The 20,838-nt window shown below is 65.3% G+C and carries 22 protein-coding genes and 1 tRNA gene; 10 read left to right on the forward strand and 13 right to left on the reverse strand.

The window, feature by feature from the left end; all coding sequences use genetic code 11:
- Window positions 1–13 precede the first annotated feature (13 nt).
- From ACTU6V_RS13745 to ACTU6V_RS13760, 4 genes are all read left to right on the forward strand, one after another.
- Window positions 14–1,657, forward strand: a complete 1,644-nt coding sequence (locus ACTU6V_RS13745; protein ID WP_443469118.1) for a DNA repair helicase XPB — start codon at window positions 14–16, stop codon at window positions 1,655–1,657.
- 218 nt (window positions 1,658–1,875) lie between these two features.
- Window positions 1,876–2,562: a response regulator transcription factor gene (locus ACTU6V_RS13750; RefSeq protein WP_417510939.1), complete on the forward strand. Its 687-nt coding sequence runs from the start codon at window positions 1,876–1,878 to the stop codon at window positions 2,560–2,562.
- Between the two features lie 18 nt (window positions 2,563–2,580).
- The gene (locus ACTU6V_RS13755; protein WP_443469120.1) at window positions 2,581–4,287 is read left to right on the forward strand and encodes a sensor histidine kinase; all 1,707 of its coding nucleotides are present in this window, start codon (window positions 2,581–2,583) and stop codon (window positions 4,285–4,287) included.
- A 113-nt stretch (window positions 4,288–4,400) separates the two neighbouring features.
- Window positions 4,401–4,688 (forward strand): WXG100 family type VII secretion target, encoded by a 288-nt coding sequence (locus ACTU6V_RS13760; protein WP_417510943.1) that lies wholly within the window; start codon window positions 4,401–4,403, stop codon window positions 4,686–4,688.
- 98 nt (window positions 4,689–4,786) lie between these two features.
- On the opposite strand, the gene groL is transcribed toward ACTU6V_RS13760, so the two are convergent.
- The 4 genes from groL to ACTU6V_RS13780 form a co-directional block, all read right to left on the reverse strand.
- The gene (groL, locus tag ACTU6V_RS13765) at window positions 4,787–6,406 is read right to left on the reverse strand and encodes a chaperonin GroEL (protein WP_443469121.1); all 1,620 of its coding nucleotides are present in this window, start codon (window positions 6,404–6,406) and stop codon (window positions 4,787–4,789) included.
- A 112-nt stretch (window positions 6,407–6,518) separates the two neighbouring features.
- Window positions 6,519–7,094, reverse strand: a complete 576-nt coding sequence (locus ACTU6V_RS13770) for a LytR C-terminal domain-containing protein (protein ID WP_443475869.1) — start codon at window positions 7,092–7,094, stop codon at window positions 6,519–6,521.
- A 9-nt stretch (window positions 7,095–7,103) separates the two neighbouring features.
- The gene (locus tag ACTU6V_RS13775) at window positions 7,104–7,361 is read right to left on the reverse strand and encodes a DUF3263 domain-containing protein (protein ID WP_417510949.1); all 258 of its coding nucleotides are present in this window, start codon (window positions 7,359–7,361) and stop codon (window positions 7,104–7,106) included.
- Window positions 7,362–7,370: 9 nt separating this feature from the next.
- Window positions 7,371–8,378, reverse strand: a complete 1,008-nt coding sequence (locus tag ACTU6V_RS13780; RefSeq protein WP_443469123.1) for a DUF2332 family protein — start codon at window positions 8,376–8,378, stop codon at window positions 7,371–7,373.
- Window positions 8,379–8,487: 109 nt separating this feature from the next.
- Between ACTU6V_RS13780 and msrB the strand changes: the two genes are divergently transcribed.
- Together msrB and ACTU6V_RS13790 are read left to right on the forward strand one after the other, a co-directional pair.
- A complete protein-coding gene (gene msrB, locus ACTU6V_RS13785; RefSeq protein ID WP_443469238.1) occupies window positions 8,488–8,898 on the forward strand; it encodes a peptide-methionine (R)-S-oxide reductase MsrB in 411 nt (136 codons plus the stop codon).
- A complete protein-coding gene (locus ACTU6V_RS13790) occupies window positions 8,895–9,440 on the forward strand; it encodes a nitroreductase family protein (RefSeq protein WP_443469124.1) in 546 nt (181 codons plus the stop codon). Before msrB ends, ACTU6V_RS13790 begins: the two co-directional genes overlap by 4 nt.
- A 4-nt stretch (window positions 9,441–9,444) precedes the next feature.
- Here ACTU6V_RS13790 and ACTU6V_RS13795 read toward each other — a convergent pair whose 3' ends face one another.
- A complete protein-coding gene (locus ACTU6V_RS13795; RefSeq protein WP_443469239.1) occupies window positions 9,445–10,359 on the reverse strand; it encodes a DMT family transporter in 915 nt (304 codons plus the stop codon).
- 81 nt (window positions 10,360–10,440) lie between these two features.
- Here ACTU6V_RS13795 and ACTU6V_RS13800 point away from each other — a divergent pair, with 81 nt between their 5' ends.
- Both ACTU6V_RS13800 and ACTU6V_RS13805 read left to right on the forward strand, forming a co-directional pair.
- Window positions 10,441–11,076 (forward strand): SOS response-associated peptidase family protein, encoded by a 636-nt coding sequence (locus ACTU6V_RS13800; protein WP_443469125.1) that lies wholly within the window; start codon window positions 10,441–10,443, stop codon window positions 11,074–11,076.
- A gap of 9 nt (window positions 11,077–11,085) precedes the next feature.
- The gene (locus ACTU6V_RS13805) at window positions 11,086–12,357 is read left to right on the forward strand and encodes a cation:proton antiporter (protein WP_443469126.1); all 1,272 of its coding nucleotides are present in this window, start codon (window positions 11,086–11,088) and stop codon (window positions 12,355–12,357) included.
- Here the strand turns inward: ACTU6V_RS13805 and ACTU6V_RS13810 are convergent, their stop codons facing one another.
- On the reverse strand, window positions 12,358–13,074 hold the full coding sequence (locus tag ACTU6V_RS13810; protein ID WP_443469127.1) for a tyrosine-protein phosphatase: 717 nt from the start codon (window positions 13,072–13,074) through the stop codon (window positions 12,358–12,360).
- A 55-nt stretch (window positions 13,075–13,129) separates the two neighbouring features.
- Between ACTU6V_RS13810 and ACTU6V_RS13815 the strand changes: the two genes are divergently transcribed.
- Window positions 13,130–13,435, forward strand: a complete 306-nt coding sequence (locus ACTU6V_RS13815; RefSeq protein ID WP_443475870.1) for a hypothetical protein — start codon at window positions 13,130–13,132, stop codon at window positions 13,433–13,435.
- 120 nt (window positions 13,436–13,555) lie between these two features.
- Here the strand turns inward: ACTU6V_RS13815 and ACTU6V_RS13820 are convergent, their stop codons facing one another.
- The 7 genes from ACTU6V_RS13820 to ACTU6V_RS13850 all read right to left on the reverse strand — a co-directional run bounded on the left by ACTU6V_RS13820 (window position 13,556) and on the right by ACTU6V_RS13850 (window position 19,423).
- Window positions 13,556–14,254 (reverse strand): site-specific integrase, encoded by a 699-nt coding sequence (locus ACTU6V_RS13820; RefSeq protein ID WP_443475900.1) that lies wholly within the window; start codon window positions 14,252–14,254, stop codon window positions 13,556–13,558.
- 1,080 nt (window positions 14,255–15,334) lie between these two features.
- A complete protein-coding gene (locus ACTU6V_RS13825; RefSeq protein ID WP_443475871.1) occupies window positions 15,335–17,167 on the reverse strand; it encodes a S1 family peptidase in 1,833 nt (610 codons plus the stop codon).
- A gap of 146 nt (window positions 17,168–17,313) precedes the next feature.
- Window positions 17,314–17,655: a hypothetical protein gene (locus tag ACTU6V_RS13830; protein WP_443475872.1), complete on the reverse strand. Its 342-nt coding sequence runs from the start codon at window positions 17,653–17,655 to the stop codon at window positions 17,314–17,316.
- Window positions 17,625–17,867, reverse strand: a complete 243-nt coding sequence (locus tag ACTU6V_RS13835) for a hypothetical protein (RefSeq protein ID WP_443475873.1) — start codon at window positions 17,865–17,867, stop codon at window positions 17,625–17,627. Before ACTU6V_RS13835 ends, ACTU6V_RS13830 begins: the two co-directional genes overlap by 31 nt.
- A 35-nt stretch (window positions 17,868–17,902) precedes the next feature.
- On the reverse strand, window positions 17,903–18,232 hold the full coding sequence (locus ACTU6V_RS13840) for a hypothetical protein (protein ID WP_443469134.1): 330 nt from the start codon (window positions 18,230–18,232) through the stop codon (window positions 17,903–17,905).
- A 116-nt stretch (window positions 18,233–18,348) separates the two neighbouring features.
- A tRNA-Thr gene (locus ACTU6V_RS13845) sits at window positions 18,349–18,424 on the reverse strand.
- Between the two features lie 54 nt (window positions 18,425–18,478).
- The gene (locus tag ACTU6V_RS13850; protein WP_443475874.1) at window positions 18,479–19,423 is read right to left on the reverse strand and encodes a DsbA family protein; all 945 of its coding nucleotides are present in this window, start codon (window positions 19,421–19,423) and stop codon (window positions 18,479–18,481) included.
- 231 nt (window positions 19,424–19,654) lie between these two features.
- Here ACTU6V_RS13850 and ACTU6V_RS13855 point away from each other — a divergent pair, with 231 nt between their 5' ends.
- Entirely contained in the window at window positions 19,655–20,758 is a 1,104-nt protein-coding gene (locus ACTU6V_RS13855) for an ABC transporter ATP-binding protein (RefSeq protein ID WP_443469136.1), read from the forward strand.
- Window positions 20,759–20,838 lie beyond the last annotated feature (80 nt).

Below are 20,838 nucleotides of genomic sequence, written 5' to 3' on the forward strand. Positions count from 1 at the left end.
AGACTGGATCGCTATGTCTGATGGCCCACTGATCGTCCAGAGCGACCGCACGGTGCTCCTCGAAGTCGCACACGCCGACGCCGAAACCGCTCGCCACGAGTTGGCGATCTTCGCCGAACTCGAACGTGCACCGGAGCACATCCACACCTACCGGATCACGCGGCTCGGCCTGTGGAACGCCCGGGCCGCCGGCCACACGGCTGAGGACATGCTCGAGGTGCTCGACAGATGGTCGCGCTTCCCCGTGCCGCCATCGGTCTCTGTCGACCTGAGCGAGACGGTGAACCGATACGGCCGACTGGTCATCGAGCGCGACGATGAGGGTCTGCTGATCCTGCGTTCGACGGATCCGGCTGTTCTCACACAGGTTGCGGGCAACAAGCGCATCCAGCCACTCCTGATCGGACATCCGAGCCCCCACACGTACGTGATCGATGCGTGGGCGCGCGGTCAGATGAAGCAGGAGCTGCTGAAGATCGGATGGCCGGCAGAGGATCTCGCCGGCTACACCCCTGGCACCCCGCACGAGATCGAACTCGCAGAAGACGGCTGGCACATCCGGCCCTACCAGCAGGATGCCGTCGATGCCTTCTCGAAGGACGGCTCGGGTGTGGTGGTGCTCCCCTGTGGGGCGGGAAAGACGATCGTCGGCGCCGCCGCGATGGCCGCGACGAAGACGACCACCCTCATTCTCGTGACGAACACCGTTTCGGCCCGCCAGTGGCGAGACGAGCTGCTCAAGCGCACCAGCCTCACTCCAGAAGAGATCGGTGAGTACTCGGGCCAGGTGAAAGAGGTCAAACCCGTCACGATCGCGACGTACCAGATCCTCACAGCGAAGCGGAAAGGCGAGTACGCCCACCTCGCGCTGCTGGATGCTCTCGACTGGGGTCTCATCGTTTACGACGAGGTGCATCTGCTGCCAGCTCCCGTGTTCAAACTCACCGCCGACCTGCAGGCCCGCCGCCGTATCGGACTGACTGCGACTCTCGTGCGCGAGGACGGCCGTGAGGGCGATGTGTTCAGCCTCATCGGACCTAAGCGCTTCGATGCACCGTGGAAGCAGATCGAGGCGCAGGGGTTCATCTCCCCCGCCGCCTGCTACGAAGTGCGCGTGGATCTGCCTCCGGATGACCGGCTCGAGTACGCCGCTGCCACTGACGATGACCGCTATCGACTCGCAGCATCCGCGCCGGCGAAGATCGATGCCGTGCGTGAGCTCATCGCCAAGCACCCCGGCGAGCGCGTGCTCGTGATCGGCCAGTACCTCGACCAGCTCGAGACGCTGTCCGTAGCGTTGAATGCCCCGCAGATCACCGGCGCGACGCCGATCGACGAGCGCGAGGAGCTCTACCGCCAGTTCCGTGAGGGCGAGATCGAGCTGCTGGTCGTCTCGAAGGTCGCGAACTTCTCGATCGATCTGCCCGAGGCATCGGTCGCGATCCAGGTCTCCGGCTCGTTCGGCTCGCGTCAGGAAGAGGCACAGCGCCTCGGCCGGCTGCTTCGCCCGAAGGAGTCCGGTCACACGGCGAGCTTCTACACGCTCATCGCCCGCGATACGGTCGACCAGGATTATGCGCAGAACCGCCAGCGCTTCCTCGCCGAGCAGGGGTACAGCTACACGATCTTGGACGCCGACGCACTGGCAACGGCGTAACAGCGCCCTACTCCTCACCGCCTGGAGCTGTGCCGCACCGCCAGCAGGGGCCTGCGCGATCGTCCAGCATCGCGCCGCACTCCGGGCACACCAACGACAGCCAGCAGGCGCTGTCGCCGCTTTCTTCCTCCTCGCTCATGCGCTCAGGTTACGCCGACAATTCGGGCGCTCCGGAAGATCATCAGCCGCAGCAAGGGGGAAGTCACCATAATGGGGTCATGACTGATGCGCGCATCCTGGTCGTCGATGACGAACCGAACATCCGTGACCTGCTGTCCACCGGCCTGAGCTTCGCCGGATATCAGGTCAAGACCGTGGCCAACGGTGCCGCGACCATCTCCGCCGTCCTCGAAGAGGAGCCGGACCTCATCATTCTCGATGTGATGCTCCCCGACATGAACGGGTTCAGCGTCACCAAGCGGCTTCGCGGCGCGGGATTCACCGCGCCCATCCTGTTCCTCACCGCAAAGGACGACACTCAGGACAAGATCGAGGGCCTCAATGCCGGCGGCGACGACTACGTCACCAAGCCGTTCGCGCTGGACGAGGTCGTCGCCCGCGTGCAGGCGGTGCTGCGTCGCACGATGCAGGCCGACGAAGAGTCGATCATCCGCGCCGGCGAGCTGTCGATGGATCAGGACACCCATGACGTGTTCGTCGGCAAAGAGCCGATCGAGCTCAGCCCCACCGAGTTCAAGCTGCTGCGCTACCTCATGCTGAACCCGAACCGGGTGCTGTCGAAGGCGCAGATCCTCGACCACGTGTGGGAATACGACTTCAACGGCGATGCCGGAATCGTGGAGAGCTACATCTCGTACCTGCGACGCAAGATCGATCCGCACACCGAAGAATCCATCATCCAGACCAAGCGCGGATTCGGGTACATGCTCAAGGTGGGCAAGTAGTCCGCGAAAGGGGCGCGCATGGCGCACAAGCCTGACGCGGTCACCCGATGGTGGCGGCGCATCAGCCTGCGCGCCAAAGTCACCGGCGTCACCGTCGCGGTCCTCGCGCTCGGCCTTGTCGTGGCCGGTATCGGCACGGTGCCGCTGCTGCGCAGCTCGTTGATCGGGAACATCGACGCGCAACTCCCCTCACTTGCCGCAAGCGACCTGGTCAGCCGCTGGTTCGATACCGAGGATGCTGGTGGCGTTCCCGTGCTCAAGCCCGTGGAGAACACACCTCGCTCGACCGATTACGTGTTCGCCGTATACGCCGCTGATGGGCTCTTCCTCGCGAGCGCGGGTGGCACATCCGACGATGCGGCTCCGATCTTCCCCGAATCTGTCGCGCTCGAGGAGGCCCACGCCCGCGAAGGCGCCATCGCAGATCTGCAGAGCCCCGACGGCCACGAGTTCCGCGGCGCTGTCGCTGTGGTGCCAGGCGACGACGGCATGCTGTACGTGCAGTACGTTGTTCTCCCACTGGAGGAAGTCGACAGCATCATCGCCCAGTTCTTCGGCGTGTACACGACGGTCTCGCTCGTCACGATCCTCCTCGCGGCTCTGCTGATCCGCGGCCTCGTGACGCTCACCTTCCGCCGCCTCACCCAGGTGGAATCCACGGCGATGCTCATCGCCTCCGGTGACTTCAGCCAACGCCTCACCGATCTCGAACCCAGCACTGAAGTCGGGCGCCTGAACTTCGCGATCAACACCATGATCGAGCGCATCGACCAGTCCATCGCCCAGCGCGATCGCACCGTGCAGCACATGCGCCGCTTCATCGGCGATGCAAGTCACGAACTGCGCACTCCCCTGGTGAGCGTTCGCGGATATGCGGAGCTGTACCGGATGGGCGCGATCCGTGGCGAGGAAGACACCGCGCGCGCGATGGAGCGCATCGAGAAGGAAGCGATCCGGATGGGTGTCCTTGTCGAGGATCTGCTCGCTCTCGCACGACTCGACGAAGAGCCAGAGCTCCAGATCCAAGCACTCGATCTGCGCCCGCTCGCGCGGGACGCCGCGCTCGATGTCCGTGCGGCAGCCCCAGGTCGCATGATCTCGGTCATAGACAGAACAGCGGATGCCGCCCCGACTGCGCCTGTGACGACGCTGCCCTCGCTGCCCCCGACCAGGAGCGCACCGACCAAGCCGCGCGGCGGAGCGCTCTCCCGCCTGCGCAGACGCCCCCGAACGGCCGATGAGATGATGCCGCAGATCGACTTCTCCGAAGCTGAGGACACGCCTGTGCGGACGCCTCCGATCGTGCTCGGAGAAGAGAACAAGGTGCGCCAGGTGATTGCGAACCTGCTCGGCAACGCACGCCGGTTCTCCTCGGAAGACACACCTATCGAGCTCGTCGTCGACTCAGATCGAGCAGCGGGAACCGGCAGCATCTCCATCGTCGATCACGGCGAAGGTATCCCTCCGCAGATCCGCGAGCAGATCTTCGAGCGCTTCTGGCGCGCAGACACGTCCCGCGCCCGCGAGACCGGCGGCTCAGGACTGGGCCTGGCCATCGTGGCCTCGATCGTGTCTGCGCTGGGCGGCAGGGTGCACGTGGATGAGACACCCGGAGGCGGTGCCACTTTCACCGTCACTCTGCCGCTCGCGCCAGCACAGGCGACGCCGGAGCACCTACTGGAAGACACTCAGCCGATCTCCCCTTTGGACCTCGACAAGCTCTGACTCGCACTGCACAGCGCAGCCTCACGATCACGTATCCACCGATCGCGGGTTTCGCCCGTTCGATGAGGTGACGGCCCGCATAGCGTATGAGCTCCGACGAGAGGAGTTCATGTATGTCCGTCTACACAGTCGATACCGAAGCGGTCTTCGCGGCCAATGGAGCCACGAGGGCAACGATGGAGCGGTTGCGCGGTGAATCGCAGGCGCTGAAGGCGCAGCTGACCCAGCTGCAGTCGTCCTGGACTGGCGCCGCATCCGCTGCGTTCCAGGGCTGCAGCGACCAGTGGGCCGCGGCTCAGCTGCACGTCGAGCAGGTACTCGATTCGATCGGCACCGCGCTGGGAGCTGCAGCTACGCAGTATTCCGATGCCGACCAGTACTCCGCGAATCTGTTCCGCTGACCCTTCGACAGGCTCAGGGAGCGCGACAGGCTCAGGGAGCGACAGCACGCAGAAACGCCCCGGCAAGATGCCGGGGCGTTTCTGTCAGTGCCTGAGACTCAGAAGTCCATGCCACCCGTGGGGTCACCAGCGGGAGCGCCAGCCTTCTCAGGCTTGTCGGCGACGACGACCTCGGTGGTGAGGAAGAGGCCGGCGATCGAGGCTGCGTTCTGCAGCGCCGAGCGCGTGACCTTGGCGGGGTCGATGATGCCTGCGGAGAACATCTCCACGTACTCACCGGTAGCGGCGTTGAGGCCGTGACCGCCGGGCAGCTCGGAGACCTTGTGCGCGACGACGCCGGGCTCGAGACCGGCGTTCAGCGCGATCTGCTTGAGCGGAGCCGAGATGGCCACGCGCACGATGTTCGCGCCCGTTGCCTCGTCACCAGTGAGCTCGAGAGTGTCGAGCGCCTTCGTGCCTGCCTGGATGAGCGCGACGCCACCGCCGGGGACGATGCCCTCTTCGACGGCTGCCTTCGCGTTGCGAACGGCGTCCTCGATGCGGTGCTTGCGTTCCTTGAGCTCGACCTCGGTTGCAGCTCCGGCCTTGATGACCGCGACGCCACCGGCGAGCTTGGCGAGACGCTCCTGGAGCTTCTCACGGTCGTAGTCGCTGTCGGTGTTCTCGATCTCGCGGCGGATCTGGGTCACGCGACCCTCGATCTGCTCGGTCTCGCCAGCACCTTCGACGATGGTCGTCTCGTCCTTGGTGATGATGACCTTGCGAGCACGGCCCAGCAGGTCGAGCGTGGTGTTCTCGAGCTTGAGACCGACCTCTTCGGTGATGACCTGACCACCGGTGAGGATCGCGATGTCCTGCAGCTGCGCCTTGCGACGGTCGCCGAAGCCCGGAGCCTTGACGGCAGCCGACTTGAAGATGCCGCGGATCTTGTTCAGCACGAGGGTTGCAAGGGCTTCGCCCTCGACGTCCTCGGCAATGATGACGAGTTCCTTGCCATCCTGGATGACCTTGTCGACGACAGGAAGAAGATCCTTGATGTTCGAGATCTTCGAGTTCGCGATGAGGATGTAGGGCTCCTCGAACACGGCCTCCTGGCGGTCTGCATCCGTCACGAAGTACGGGTTCAGGTAGCCCTTGTCGAAGCGCATGCCTTCGGTGAGCTCGAGCTCGGTGCCGAAGGTCTGTGACTCCTCGACGGTGACGACGCCTTCCTTGCCGACCTTGTCGATCGCCTCGGCGATGAGCTCGCCGATCTCGGTGTCGGCGGCGGAAATGGATGCCGTGGCGGCGATCTGCTCCTTGGAGTCGATCTCCTTCGCGCTGGCGAGCAGCTCCGCGGTGATCGCCGCGACAGCCTTCTCGATGCCGCGCTTGAGCGAGATCGGGTCTGCGCCGGCTGCGACGTTGCGCAGGCCTTCGCGGACGAGTGCCTGAGCGAGGACGGTCGCGGTGGTGGTTCCGTCACCTGCGACGTCGTCGGTCTTCTTGGCGACCTCCTTGACGAGCTCCGCGCCGATCTTCTCGTACGGGTCGTCCAGCTCGATCTCCTTGGCGATCGACACACCGTCGTTCGTGATCGTGGGAGCGCCCCACTTCTTCTCGAGCACGACGTTGCGACCGCGCGGGCCGAGGGTCACCTTGACAGCGTCGGCGAGGATGTTCAGGCCGCGCTCGAGACCGCGACGGGCCTCCTCATCGAAAGCGATGATCTTTGCCATGAGTTTTGTCGTCCCTCCTGGACGTAGACGTTCTGGTTAGCACTCACGGTACGAGAGTGCTAACGCCCATTCTGGCACTCGACCCCTCCGAGTGCAAGCCGCGGTGCGGCGTCTATTCAGCAGGCGTCTCTGCGGGCTCGGGCTGAATGCTCGAGCGGTCCAGACCGATCACGATGACGAGCTGCTTCTGCTCCGGGTCGCTCGGATCCGCATAGACGTCGCTCTGCTCGACATGCGCTCCGCCGATGAGATCGGCGAGCCCGATTGCGGCGAGCTCGGCATCAGCGGCGTTGTAGTAGACGGTTGTCTCCGCGAAATCCTGCTGACCGGCGGGAACGTAGCTGATGAGGTTGTCCGGCCACTGCGCGTTGATGAGGGTCTCGCGCATCTGGGCATCGAGGCCTTCTTCAGGCGTCGCGTTGAGGATCAGCACGGAATATGTCATATCGACGACGCCTGTCGCTTCAGGTGTCGGTGCGATGGCCTCTTCCGGAGCGGGGAACAGCGTGATGCGCCCCATCATGAGAAGTGCGACGAAGATGCCGATGACGATGAGCACGAGCGCTGAGACGAACGACCACAGCAGAACGAGCCATCCGTTCATCCCTGGTGCTTCAGCACGGTGGGCACCCACTCGCCCAGTGGCGCGCGGGACTTCATCAAAACGGTCTTTGACGGGATGGGGCACTCGTCGATGCTACCCGGCGAACCCGCGTATCCGCGCAACGCGCTGGTCGACGCGACGCTCACGCAGGCGCCTGAGCCGGCGGATGAGCATCGGATCGTGGTCGAGAGCCTGCTCTGTATCGATGAGCCGCTCGAGCAGCTGGTAGTAACGGGCCGGGCTCATCCCGAGATTTCTGCGGATGGCCTCTTCCTTCGCGCCGCCGTGACGCGGCCAGGCCGCTTCCAGGGCGAGGATCGCGCGGTCGCGATCGGTGAGGTCTCCGAGCATGGCACCAGGCTATTGGCCAACAGCGCGAGTGCCCTCACGCCACTCCCACCAACGCCCCAATGCGTCGGCGGCAGCGCGAACTTCTCCGTCGAGCGCCACGACGAAACAGTTCTTGTCACCTTGCTGCCACGTCGCGGCATCCACGGGCGCTACCCAGGCATCGTGCAGTTCCGGCGCGTCGATGGTGATCCACCTCGCGGGAAGCTCGCGCACGCGCGCGATGAGCGCATTGCGCGCGATCCGAGGGACGTGCGCAAGCACGCCTGGCGTCGTGATGACGAGCGTCGCGTCGCGTGGTGCGGATGCCGCGACCTCTGCGACCTGATCGAGAGCGTCTCCGCGCACCATCAGGGGCGGGTCTGCCGCGACGAGGTCGAGGGCTGCGGCGATGCGCTCCTCGCGTCCGGTCTCCCCTGGCCACACCAGCCCGCGCAGCCAGGCGCGGTCTCGTGGATCGCGTGCGTCGAGCGGTGCCAGATCGATCCCGGCTCGCCACACGATCTCCGGCATCCGCACCTGCGGCATCGGGCCGCGCACTTCGCTGGTGAGAACGACCGTCGAGACCCCGCCTGCGGGATCCAGCGAGGTCTGGAGCATCCCTTTTGCGTCCACGAAACGGTAGGAGTAGCGATCCGGGTAGAGGCACAGGCCTCCCGAGGCTCCGATCTCCAGCAGCGCGATGGGGCCATCGATCTCAGAGAGCACCGGCAGGAGCGGCGCGAGCCGGAGCGGCTCGTTGGTCTGGATGGAGCGCGCAGTGCACTCGATGACGACTTCGTCCGCGTGCGTGAGGACGAACTCCCGCCACGTCGCGAAGCCCGCCAGCGGCGCGCCCAGCATCCGGGTGACAGCGAAGACGAGTGGGGGCTGTCGATGCGTTTCGGGGATGCGAGCAAGCACCTCTTGGACACGCGCGTCTGAGCCCACCCCGTGTGCCCATTGCTCGTAGAGTGCGGAGCGTCCTGGCGCCTCGTGTGAGGCGAAACGGGCATAGCGCTCGCGCACGGCGTCTGTCATGCCTCTATTCTCGCCATGCCGCTCTGACTCACACCGTCATCACGGCCCTCGCGTGCCGGGTACGGGTGGACAATGGGGAGTGAACTCGCCCACGAACCCGGGAGACCCGATGGACTACAACGTCAAGAAGACCGACGACCAGTGGCGCGCTGAACTCGGCGAAGAACAGTTCGCAGTGCTTCGGACCGCCGCGACCGAACGCGCGTGGACCGGTGAGCTCCTCGATGAGAAGCGGTCAGGTCTTTACACCTGTGGCGCGTGCGGCACCGAACTGTTCAAGAGCGGCACGAAGTTCGACTCCGGATGCGGATGGCCGAGCTTCTACGAGTCGATCCGCCCTGACGCGGTGCAGCTGATCGAGGACAATACGCTCGGCATGCAGCGCACCGAGGTCCGCTGCGCGAACTGCGGCTCGCACCTGGGGCACGTGTTCCCTGATGGCTTCGGCACGCCCACAGGCGACCGCTACTGCATGAACTCACTGGCGCTGAACTTCTCCCCCGAGGCTCCCGAGGCGTGAGCGCACTCGATGCCGCGCTCGCGCGACAGTCGTGGTCGAAAGTCACCGAGGTTGCGCCGACCCGCGAAGAGCTGCTGCCGTTGATCGCGGCGGCAGGGCGCGTCGCCGACCACTCCTCGCTGCGCCCCTGGCGACTGATCGAGCTGCGCGGCGATGACCGCGCCCGACTCGGTGAAGCGATCGCGGCGGCACAGGGTGACACGCGTCCGTCATCCAAGCCGCTGCGGGCGCCTCTGCTGATCGCCGTGGTCGCGAGTTTTCGCAAGAGCGACAAAGTGCCGCGCTGGGAGCAGGAGGCCGTGGCATCCGGCGTCGCTCACACTCTGAGCCTGTTGCTCGACGAAGCGGGCTGGGGCGTGATCTGGCGCACGGGCGGCTACACCCGGTCCGAATCCGTCGCCCGCGCGCACGGATTGCAGAAGAACGAGGAGCTGCTGGGGTGGCTCTACGTCGGCGGCAAGCCCGAGAGCAAGAAGCCCGGCCGGCGTGAGCTCGTCGACGCGAACGCACTCTTGAGCCGCTTGCCCCAGACCGCAGAGTGACGGCTCACCGGCGCCGGCGCCGCCATGGCACCGCCACGGCGACGGATGCGGCCGCCACCGCGACCATCGCGATCAGCTGCCAGAATGCGGGGCCGGATGCCGCAGGCCACAGCAGGTCGATCACGACCGAAGTCACGAGCTGACCGAGCACGGATCCGAGACCGAGCAGCAGCACACCGGTATGGGCGACGATCGTCGCACCGAGCAGGATGTAGACGAAGCCGAGCAGGCCGCCCAAGTACAGCCAGGGTTCGGTCGGCAGCGCTCGCGGCATCCCCGCGACAGCAATGCTGATCCCTGCCGCCACGAGCAGTACCAGCGTGCCCGCGATGAAGCTCATCAGCGTCGCCGTCATCGGTGATTGCACGCGCTGAGCGAGCCGGCCATTCGCCGCGGACTGCCATGCGATGCCGAGGCCAGCGAGAAACGGCAGTACGAGAAGAATGAGCGGTGCCGTCGCCAGCACATCACCGCTCAGCGAGATCGCCACCGCGGCGAGCGCGAAAGCTCCGCCGAGCACCCGGCCGGGCGTGACGGCGACGACTCCCGCCGGGCCGATGCCGATCCGATCGAGCAGGAGGCCATGCACGGTCTGTCCCGCCACTACGCCGACAGTGAACAGTGAGACGCCGAGGAGTCCCGCAGTCACGCCCTGCGTCGAGACGGTGAGCGCTCCGCAGGCGCCGCCCAGCAGCATCCAGATCGGGATCCGACGCGTGCGCACGCCGTGCACGAGCCGCGCCGCTCCCGCGCGGGTCTGTGGCAGCGCAACGGTCACCACCAGCAGGAAGACGAGTCCGACGGTGAACGAGATGAGCCCCGCAACGATGCCATCATCGATGCGCATACCGAGCACCCCGTTGATGCGCGCTTGAATCGCCGTCATCGCACCGATCGACACGGCGCCGCCCAACGCCACGGGGGCAGGCAGGTGGCGGGTCGGAGTCACTCGAGCACCCTACCCGAGGCGACTGTCCGTGCTCAGCGCTAGTCTTTCGACATGTGCGCGAGCTACGGACTCGATCCTCGTTTCACCGATGCTGACCTGCTGGCCGAGGCAGATGCCGACATCCTCGAAGGGCTGCGCGCATGGGCTGCGCAGAACGACGGCGAGACGCTGCGTCCCACCGGCAAGAATCTGCGCAACCTCAACCCGCTTATCACTCCCGGAGAAGAACGAGCTGTCCTGGAGCGCGCGTGGTGGGGGTATCTGGTTGATGGCCAGCCGGCGAAGTTCCCCTCCATCAACACGCGCTCAGAGCGCTTGCAGGATCACGCAGGTGCACTTCGGACGCGCGCGATCGTCCCCGCGACCGGCTGGTTCGAGATGCGCAAACCCGAGCGCGTGTGGCATGAGTTCGCGCTCGAAGACGGCGCGCTGTTCGGCATGGCTGCGGTGACGCAGCGCGGCCGCACACCAGACGGGGAATGGGTGACCTGCTACTCGATCGTGATGGCCCCCGCCCCTCCCCACCTCGCAGACGTCCACGACCGGATGCCTGTGCTGATCCCCGCACGAATGAGCGACGAGTGGCTGACAGGGGCTCCCGATCGTGGCCTCATCGATCACGCCCTCGCCGAGTCGGCCGAGATGTCCGAGCGGATAGCTGTCAAACCGGCGTTGTCGCGGCCGTAGTCTTCTCTCATGTCTCCCCTCCTGCTGATCAGTCTTGCTGCGATCCTGCTGTGGTCACTGATCTCGCACCGTTTCGAGCGTTGGGGAGTCGCTGGACCAGCCGGCCTTCTCCTGCTGGGTGCTGCCACCGTCGCATGGGACGTACCCGCGTTCAGCAATGTGCTCGATTCGCACATTGCCGAGAAGTCGGTCGAAGTCATCCTCGCGATCTTGCTGTTCGTCGATGCGACAGAGGTGAAGGGCGGCGTCTTCGGCAAGGAGGGGCGCGTGATCGCGCGCTTGGTGCTCATCGCGCTTCCGCTGTCTCTTGTTCTGGCGTTCCTCGCAGGCGTGTGGATCCTCCCAGAGGCCAGCATCCCGGTGATGGTGGTCATCGCGTGCGTGATCATGCCCACCGATTTCTCCCCCGCGGCCCAGCTCTTGCGCCGCAAGGGCGTCCCGCAACGCGCGCGGCAGATCCTGAACGTCGAGAGCGGTTACAACGACGGGCTCGTCTCTCCCCTCTTCGGCATGTCTCTCGCGCTCGCAGTGCTCTGGACGACGATCTCGCGCACTCCGGAGTCCGAGCTCACCGACGAGGCGATCGAGAAGCCTGTGCTGGAGTTCCTGATCTCGTTCGCCAATGCGGCGCCCTCGACACTCCTCGCGATCGTGATCGGCATGGCTCTCGGATGCGCGGTCGGTTTTGCTGTGCGGTTCGCACGACAGCGAGAGATCGCCAGTGACGTCGGCGCACGCTACGTGATGGTGCTGCTGCCGCTGATCGTGTACGGCGTGGCGAGTCTGCCCCTCTTCAGCGCGAACGGGTTCGTCGCTGCCTTCGTCGCCGGCATCGGCTACCGCCTCACCCGGGTGCGTTCAACCGAGGAGTCCGGCATCGATCACAGCGAGCTTCTCCTGGTAGATGAGGTGGGTGTCCTGGCCGCGAACTTCGTCTGGTTCATGCTCGGGGGCGCCGCAGTCGTGGTCTTCGCCTCGGGATTCGACTGGCGCTTCGTCGTTCTCGCCGTACTCGCTCTCACCCTGATCCGGATGCTGCCGGTCTACCTGTCGCTGATGGGCAGCAAAGTGGTCCCCGCAGACCGCGTCTTCATCGGCGCGCTGGGACCGCGCGGCACCGCCACGATCGTGTTCGGCCTGCTCGCCTACAACGCCCTGCCAGAAGATGAGGGAATGCTGGTCCTGGCGGTCATGGTCGCCACAGTGGTGGGAAGCATCGTGCTGCACGGCGTCGCGGCACCATTGGCGCTGCGACGTCGAGAGTCCGCGTTGCAGCCCTGATCAGGGCAGCAGCTTCGCGTGAAGTGCTGCACGCACGTCAGCGTCCACGCCTGCCCCGTCCAGGTACTCGGTCAGTCCGCCAAACTCGGCGTCTACCCAATCGAGGGTCTCGCTCAGAACTTCACGCGGTGACGACGCCAAGATCGCGATCAGGTCGTCTGTCAGACGGATCCGGAATCGGCGAGCCTTGCGCACCATGCGCTCGGTCCAGGGGCCGGCAAGATTCGCTGCCGTGAGCGCGTAATCGTCGAGGATCGCATCACGATCGACGCCGATGGCTGCAAGAGTGAGCGCGACGACCAGCCCCGTGCGGTCTTTACCCGCCGTGCAGTGCACGAGAACCGGCCCATCGGATGCTGCGATAGCTCGAATCACGGTGCCGAGAAGCTGCTGGTGGCGAGAAAGGATGACGCGGTACGCCTCGGGGAGGGTGATCGTCGTCAGATCGACGCGGCGCGGTACGCCGTCGATGGGCAGACTGATGCGCACGGCGCCGGTACCGCGCAGGCGGTCGCGGCCGCCGATGCGCCGGTCAATGCGCGAGCGCAGATCGATCACTGCGGTGATGCCCAGTTCGGCGATGCGCTGCCGTCCAACGCTGTTGAGCCTGTCCAGCGCGTCAGAACGATACAGACGCCCAGATGCCACCGTTCCGGGCGCGACCGCCCGGAAGTTGGAGGTCCCTGGTACATCGAGACGCGTGACGGCATCGTCCATGGCGCCATGCTAGTGCTCGACTATCGTGGGGCTCACTCACAGATCAGGAGGGCCCATGCCGAGCGACGATGAGATCTCGCGCCCCCGAGCGCTGCGCGACGCCACAAAAGAGTCGCGGTTCGCTGCGCGCTACGCGACGATCGATGAGGTTGCCGAGCTGCTCGGCGTCACTCCGGTCTCGCTGCGTCAGACCATGCGACGCCGAGACGCCGGCGAAGCCTCCAGCGCCAGCGACACCTTCATCGATCCGATCGGCAACGTCTCGGGGTACCTCTGGGATCGCGACGATCTGACCCCGGATGCGATCGCCGCATGGCATGATCGGCCCAGGCGCGGGCGGAGGCCGAAGAGCGCACAATAACGCTGCGGTGAATTGGAGCCGACTACGGGATTCGAACCCGTGACATCCTGTTTACAAGACAGTCTCACTCGACTGTGCGGGGATGAGCGCCGGCCGATCCAGCCGCAGAATTCCGGGCATCTACCTATGTGCTCTGATGTTCCCGGCGTGCATTGAATCCGCCTCATAAGGTGCAGGATAAGGTGCAGCGCCGCGCGACCAAGCCGCCTCAAGCAGGCTGGCCGCCGCCTTCTTCCGCTCCTCCAAAGCGTGCGCGTAGACACGGATCAGAACGTTCACGTTCGCATGTCCCAGGATCTCCGCAATGACCGTTAGATCGATGCCCGCGGCGATCATCCGCGACGCCGCCGTGTGGCGCGCCGTGTAGCGCTTCGCATGTGGGAGCCCCGCACTGGTCAGCAGCCGCTTCCACTGCTGAGAGTCGCCCGACGGAGTGATCGGCCACCCAGGGCGCCGCGACGATGTGAACACGAACGAATGCACTACCCCGTCGCCCTCATCCTCATCACGCCATCCTCCCCATGTCGGAATCTTGCTCATCTGCTCGAGCTGCACCTTCCGGTGCTTCTTGAGTGCGTCGGCGAGGTGTCCTGGCATGGGGAGTTTTCGCATGCCCGCATCGGTCTTCGTGTACGGCACGAGGCGCAGCTTGCCCTCGACCGTCTGCAGCTGCTGTCGGACAGCGATGGATCCTTCGTCGAAGTCGACGTGTGGCCATTCGAACGCGATCGACTCCCCCGGCCGCGGCCCGAGCTCCAGGGCCAGCATCCAACGCGACTCGATGTCCGTCCCGGCGAGAGCGGTGTAGATCCGTTCCAGGTCGGCGTCGGAGAAAGGCGGACAGGCTGCGGGTCAGCCTTCGGCGAGGACACGACGAGCTTCGCGACGTTCGTCGGCACCTTCCCGCGCTTCGCCGCGAGCGTCAGGGATGCCCTGATGACGGTGTGCAGTTGGTAGACGGTCGACCCCGCGTACTTCTCCCCGAGGGTCGCGTAGGCGTCCTCGAGGTGTTCGGCGGTGAGCTTCGCGATCGTGACGTCGCCGAGCCATGTCGGCAGGTAGTTGTCGACGGCCTCCTGGTAGCCGGCGTGCGTCTTGATCGTGTGCTCTGGCTGTGTGGCCTTCAACCAGTGCGCGATCCAGTCGGCGAGGCGCGGTGAGCGGCCAACGGCGAGGACGCCCGTGTCGCGTTGATTCTTCATCTCGCGGAGCTTCTGCGCGACTTCGGTCTTCTTCGACCCTGAGGTGTATTTCCGGCGCCCGTTGACGGTGATGTATCCGCGGTATCCGGTGTCGGTCTTGAATATCGACCCGTCGCCCTTCGCTGCTCTGCCCATGATCTCCTGCTTTCAGATGATTACGGCCGCACGGTGCGTCCACTGGCCAATGCCCATGCGTGCGCGGCTGTATGTGATGCCTCGGAGTCGTGTGAGGCAGTGTTCCTCGTATGCGTAGATCGCGTCGACTGAGACGTTGAATTCGTCGGTCAACCAATGCTGGTCTGGATTGAGGCGCTCAAATCTGGTTCCTCGCAATCATGGGCATGGAAGGCGGCGAGTAGCTATAGCGGGTTGTGGTCAGCGACCGCGTGGCCTTCGTTGCAATAGACCTGCATCGGGAGCGCGCATCCGCAACCTGATACGCCCCTAATCACCTCACATAGCCCAGCGATGAGCCTGCACACCATCCCAGCGCAGCGCGTCTCCGTGCGCACGTCCTCGTCGGGAACGGTAGAGGGGGATATCAGCGATGATGCCAACGACTAAGAGTGCGACTCCGACCCCGAGGATTGCTATCGCTGCGGGCATGGCGCGTGGGATCGCGTGCTCCCCATCGGGGAGCCCCGCACGCGCAAAAGGCGTGCTCCCCATCGGGGAGCACGCCTTTTGCCTTCGGTCGCTAGCTGCGAGCGCGGCGACGGGCAGCGATCAGCGCGACGCCACCGGTGAGCAGCGCGAGCGCTGCAATCGACCCAAGCACCGGAGCAAACGCGTCAGCGCCCGTGTTGGCCAGAAGGGCCTTGGTGTTCGCGCTGGGCGTCACCCCGGGGGTGGTCGGCGTCGTGCCGCCGCCGGGGGTGGGGCCCGGTCCCGGGTCGGGCGCCGGAGCTGCCGCCACGGTGAATGCTACGACCGTGGCCGCAGAGGTGCGGCCGTCCAGCGTCTGCGTTGCCGAGAGCTGGTAGGAGCCGGGAGCGAGTCGCTTGCCGAAGTCGACCGTCCATGCGCCGTCGACGACCGTCGCAGTGTATGAACCGGTGACGGTGCCCGTGAGCTCGACTGCCATTGTTGCACCGTTGACGCCGGTGCCTGCTGCGCCCGTCGGGCCTGCATCGTGTGCAAATTCGCTGCCGCCCGTGATCGAGGTGACTGCGGGCGCCACGGGGGGTGCCTCAAGGACCGTGAGCGCGTAGCTCGTGGGGGCCGACTTGCTGAGGCCGTTGACTGCCTTCAGCGTGTGGGTGTAGGGGCCTGGAGTTCCCGGAGCCGTGAAGGTGAATGCACCGCTCGTGACGGGAACGGTGAACGTCGCGCCGACACCCGAGATCTCAACGCTTTCGGCGCCTGCAGCCGTGCCTGAAATGACGGCACCTGCTTCAACGCTCGAGCCTGCAGCGGGGGTGGTGACGATGGGAGCCGCAATGTCGAGGGCGACCTCGTAGCCGCCGGTCGTCGGCAGTGCGTGCACGAGCGAGGTCGACCAGGTGAACTGTTCAATATCTCTGTCGGGATCAGCCGGAGAACCACCGCTGATCACGCCGACTGCCGTGTTGCCCTGTATTACCGAGCCGCCAGAGTCGCCCCCGGCGGCGAGCACGTTGCTCTGGAAGCCGCGAACCCACTTCCCACCAATGATTGACCAGCCATCGACAACGTGAGATGCCTTGACTTCGCCGGAGGTGAAGCCGGTCGTGCGACCACTCTTCGAAACCGTGCCCACGACGGGAGCCCCTGAAGCGCTGACGCTGATCGTGCTGGCCGCGAGTGAATCGTTCGAGTCGCCCGCGGTCGTCCAGTCGGTCACCGCGGGAAGCGGCACGTAACCAGATGCTGGATCGATCGTGATCACAGAGATGTCGGTGGCCTCCGGGTCGCCAGCTGTTCCTGGCGTTCCGCCAGCGCCGCCGTACTGGTAGAAGCCGAAGTCACCGAGCTTGGGGGTACCCTCGATGACCTCGCCCCCTGGGCCGCCTGCTGCGGGGTCCTCAGACGGCGTGGACAGCACCAGGTCGGTCATCGGCGCGCAGTGGCCCGCGCTAAGTAAAGCCGGGTCGCCCGAGGGGCTCCAGGCTGCGAATCCGATCGAGCAGGAGAATCCGTCTCCGGCTGGGTCCCGGCCGAGGTAGCCCTGGCCACCCACGACATCGCTAGCCGCAAACGCGACCGGAGCCTCGGAGACCTTGACAATCTCGGCGCTCGGCATACCTGCGTCCGCGGCGAACTTTTCAACCGCCGCTTCGCCCTCCGGCGTAGCGACGCTTTCTTCGGTCGCCACGACTACGTCATCGCCCGAGGCGTTCACGCCGAAGGCGACAATCTCTGCGCCCCCCTTGTCGGCCTGCTTAAACGCAGCGAGAGCATCCGCGGGCGGTGCGCCAGTAGTGGCGTGCTCGAGAGCAGCTGACTCCTCCGCGAATGCCGGCTGCGTGAGAAATAGGCTTCCCATCGAGAGGGCAGCCACTGCGGTCAACGCGAGGTATCGTCGAGCTCCTGATGGGCTTTTCGGGGCCATTGCGTGTGGTCTCCTTTGATCATGCTGGGCACGCCAGGAGGCGCCCCATAGGAGAGTACAACACTCCCGGAAACTTAGTTCAGCAACGACAAGACCCCCGCACCTGGCTTCGGCTGGGTGCGGGGGTCTCTCGTCGTGCATGGGCGCTATCGGCAAGTGATCTCGACATCGACCCCGGTTTTCGCGAGCTCGCTGGATGCGGCAGAAAGCCGCTCGCTGTCACCAGCGCGCAGGGCAATCAGCATCTCATCCATTCCTTCGAGAATGAGGCGATGGGGTTCGACCATTTTTCCTTGGGGCTCAAGCTCCCGGAGGGGTTCGAGATAGCCTTCGATCTCGTCAGCTGCCGCTTCGAGCGTTGGTGCGCTCAGCGGCTGCGCAATAGTGTCGGAAGCCGGGATGACCGGCGCTAAGAGAGTGATGCGGCGCACGATTTCACCATACCGACCAGTCGCGCTCAGATCTTCCTGACGGATAGCATCTGCCACCCATCAGGCACCTTGCTCTGCAGGGTGTCCATGTCGTCGGCTTCGATCTCCCGCACATCGTCACGGCGGCCGATCATGGCATCCGCGGTGAACGTACCGTCTCGGTTCAGGACTGGCGGCACCTTTGCGATATCCCACCCGCCTGGGACGTCGCGCATCACGACGTCATCGTCCGGGCAGTGCGGCTGCGCACCGAAGTCGAGATCCTCCATCCCGACAGCGTATGGCTGGGCGGAACGGGACGCTACTAGTTCGCGATGAACACGAACGGTGATCCGCCGAGAGAACCGGTCTTCACTTCGCGGCCATCGATCTCCGACGTCTGGCCGAGGCCGTCGTCAAGCAGCAGTGCCACGGCGTACTGATCGGACTTGTCCGAGAAGACCTTCGGCACGACGCACAGTAGGCCGTCTGCGCCCGCTCCGACGTCGATCATGATGCCTGAGTCGTCCGCGTTCACACCCGCGGCGCTGCCACCGCATTCCTCGGCGACAGAATCGAGCGACGCCGCACAGCCGGTGAGCACGAGCGTGCCGGTAAGCGCGAACGCGGCGACGAATCGCGAGGTCGTCTTCATGATCGTGAGCACAGCGGGAGCGCAGCGTTTCGCGCATAGGGTGCAGAATACGGTGCAGCCACTCCCCCACGACTGCTGGAGGCGACCGTAAAACTGCGACTGATCAGGTCATAATTTGGAGCCGACTACGGGATTCGAACCCGTGACATCCTGTTTACAAGACAGGTGCTCTACCAGCTGAGCTAAGTCGGCGAACGTCCTACAGCTTAGCGAGCCGTAGGAGCGGTTCGGAAACCGAGACAGTGTCTACTGCGCAGGAGTCTCCGTGGCGGCAGGCGTCGGTGTGGGGCTGGGCGTCGCGTCCGTATCGCTGGCGACCGTGAGCACGAACTGCGAGAACTCAGCGGGGTCAGTCAGCGAACCGACATACGGCTGTCCGTTGACAACGATCATCGGGGCGCTGGTGAGAGTGAGGTCATCAGACCCCTCAAGCGGACCTTCGAGCGCGCGCGAAGTCGCCTCCTTCGCCCAGGTGATGAAGTCGCCTTCTTCGATGCACTCGCGGACGGCCTTCGGAGTGTTCGCGCCGACCGCCACCGCGAGGTCAGCGAGCTCAACGTCTGTGCGTCCGCTGCTGTCGACCTTCGGCTGGTCGACGAGGAGCTCGTGGTTATAGGCGTAGAACTGCTCCGGCGAGTACGTGGCGACGCATGCAGCCGCGGCAGCAGCTCGGAGCGAGTACTTGGTGCCGTTGGAGCTCGCCGTGAGCATCGAGACCGGGTGGTACGTGACCTCAACCGCGCCCTCGTTGATCCATCCGGCGAGCTGACGGGTGTTGGCTCGCTCGAACTCGCCCGCACCGGGCGAGAGGTAGTCCACGTAGACGTGGACATCGACAGCGGGAGCAGTCGCCTCTGGGTCGGGGGTTGCGGTCTCGCTGCCCGCACCGCTCTCCGTCGGAACCGGCGTAGAGGGGACGGTCTCAGCATCCGCCTTCGTGATGCTGCTCACCACGATTCCGTCGCCGTCCATCCCGCGCGGATTCAGAACGGGCTTGGACACCGTCGAGGTCACAGCGAGCGTCACGGCGGCACCGATCGCCCCCACAGCGACGATGGCGACAGCGCCGATGATGATCCTTCGCATGAGGCGCGCCCTGGACTGCTGGGCGTGCACCTGCTGGGCCTTCTCCCGAACCGCCTCACGGGAATCGCGAGAGTCCGGGACGTTCGGCGTTTCCTCGCTCGACATCGTTCCTCTTGAAAGTCAGTGGTCGGGGACGGGCTCCCCTTCGCCCGCAGAACACGCTCTTGCGGAATGTGCAGGGACGTTTCGATGGTAATCAGACATGCTGGGAAATACCCAGGTGCGCGCATCCATGCCATACTTATCACGGCCCGAAGGCGGGCCACGGCGGGTAGACCCCACCGCATCCATCACAACGGATCGTCCGGCACGTACCTGCCGGTGAAGGAGAAAACAATGGCATCTGTCACGTTCGATGACGCCACACGGCTCTACCCCGGCGGAACCCGCCCGGCAGTCGACAAGCTGAACCTCGAGGTCGCTGATGGCGAATTCCTCGTCCTGGTCGGTCCATCCGGCTGTGGAAAGTCCACCTCGCTGCGCATGCTCGCCGGCCTCGAAGAGGTCAACGAAGGCCGCATCATGATCGGTGACCGCGACGTCACCGACGTGCCGCCGAAGGACCGCGACATCGCAATGGTCTTCCAGAACTACGCGCTGTACCCGCACATGACCGTTGCCGAGAACATGGGCTTCGCCCTGAAGATCGCCGGCATCGGCAAGGAAGAGCGTGCCACTCGCGTGCTCGAGGCCGCCAAGCTCCTCGATCTCGAGGAGTACCTCACCCGCAAGCCGAAGGCGCTCTCCGGCGGTCAGCGTCAGCGTGTCGCGATGGGCCGCGCTATCGTCCGTCAGCCGCAGGTGTTCCTCATGGACGAGCCGCTGTCGAACCTTGACGCCAAGCTCCGCGTCCAGACCCGTACGCAGATCGCATCCCTGCAGCGCCGCTTGGGCGTCACCACGGTTTACGTGACGCACGACCAGACTGAGGCCCTCACCATGGGTGACCGCATCGCGGTCCTCAAGGATGGTCTGCTCCAGCAGGTCGGCTCGCCTCGTGACCTGTACGAGAAGCCCGAGAACGTCTTCGTCGCTGGGTTCATCGGCTCCCCCGCCATGAACCTCTTCTCGGCTGACCTCGCCGAGGGCGGCGTGCGCTTCGGCACAGAGGTCGTCGGTCTTGACCGCGACACTGTCGGCCGTGCGAACGGCAGCCAGGTCACGGTCGGCGTACGCCCCGAGGACATCGTCGTCGGACCCGCTGACGGCAAGGGCCTCTCGGTCACCGTCGACCTGGTCGAGGAGCTCGGCGCGGACGGCTACCTGTACGGTCACACCGAGATCAACGGCAAGCGCACGGACCTCGTCGCACGCGTCGACGGCCGCAACCACCCGAACGCGGGCGAGACCGTCACGCTGGCCGCCAGCGTTGGACACGTGCACGCCTTCGACATCGAGTCCGGCGTCCGCCTGAACGACAAGCCGGTCATCGCATCCTGACCTCGTCATGAATGCGGCGCGGGCTGACCTCTTGGTCGCCCGCGCCGCGTCGTTTCCGAGAGACGTCGCAACGGACGTCG

Source organism: Microbacterium zouquanmingi, assembly GCF_052266675.1.
Lineage (GTDB): Bacteria > Actinomycetota > Actinomycetes > Actinomycetales > Microbacteriaceae > Microbacterium.

Coding starts and splice junctions, on each gene's coding strand:
- ACTU6V_RS13825 (WP_443475871.1), bottom strand. CDS start 17,167: ATGGCCCCGAAAAGCCCATCAGGAGCTCGACGATACCTCGCGTTGACC.
- ACTU6V_RS13745 (WP_443469118.1), top strand. CDS start 14: ATGTCTGATGGCCCACTGATCGTCCAGAGCGACCGCACGGTGCTCCTC.
- msrB (WP_443469238.1), top strand. CDS start 8,488: ATGGACTACAACGTCAAGAAGACCGACGACCAGTGGCGCGCTGAACTC.
- ACTU6V_RS13810 (WP_443469127.1), bottom strand. CDS start 13,074: ATGGACGATGCCGTCACGCGTCTCGATGTACCAGGGACCTCCAACTTC.
- ACTU6V_RS13750 (WP_417510939.1), top strand. CDS start 1,876: ATGACTGATGCGCGCATCCTGGTCGTCGATGACGAACCGAACATCCGT.
- ACTU6V_RS13835 (WP_443475873.1), bottom strand. CDS start 17,867: ATGGAGGATCTCGACTTCGGTGCGCAGCCGCACTGCCCGGACGATGAC.
- ACTU6V_RS13805 (WP_443469126.1), top strand. CDS start 11,086: ATGTCTCCCCTCCTGCTGATCAGTCTTGCTGCGATCCTGCTGTGGTCA.
- ACTU6V_RS13775 (WP_417510949.1), bottom strand. CDS start 7,361: ATGCTCGGAGACCTCACCGATCGCGACCGCGCGATCCTCGCCCTGGAA.
- ACTU6V_RS13760 (WP_417510943.1), top strand. CDS start 4,401: ATGTCCGTCTACACAGTCGATACCGAAGCGGTCTTCGCGGCCAATGGA.
- ACTU6V_RS13800 (WP_443469125.1), top strand. CDS start 10,441: ATGTGCGCGAGCTACGGACTCGATCCTCGTTTCACCGATGCTGACCTG.
- ACTU6V_RS13855 (WP_443469136.1), top strand. CDS start 19,655: ATGGCATCTGTCACGTTCGATGACGCCACACGGCTCTACCCCGGCGGA.
- ACTU6V_RS13850 (WP_443475874.1), bottom strand. CDS start 19,423: ATGTCGAGCGAGGAAACGCCGAACGTCCCGGACTCTCGCGATTCCCGT.
- ACTU6V_RS13840 (WP_443469134.1), bottom strand. CDS start 18,232: ATGAAGACGACCTCGCGATTCGTCGCCGCGTTCGCGCTTACCGGCACG.
- ACTU6V_RS13755 (WP_443469120.1), top strand. CDS start 2,581: ATGGCGCACAAGCCTGACGCGGTCACCCGATGGTGGCGGCGCATCAGC.
- ACTU6V_RS13815 (WP_443475870.1), top strand. CDS start 13,130: ATGCCGAGCGACGATGAGATCTCGCGCCCCCGAGCGCTGCGCGACGCC.
- groL (WP_443469121.1), bottom strand. CDS start 6,406: ATGGCAAAGATCATCGCTTTCGATGAGGAGGCCCGTCGCGGTCTCGAG.
- ACTU6V_RS13780 (WP_443469123.1), bottom strand. CDS start 8,378: ATGACAGACGCCGTGCGCGAGCGCTATGCCCGTTTCGCCTCACACGAG.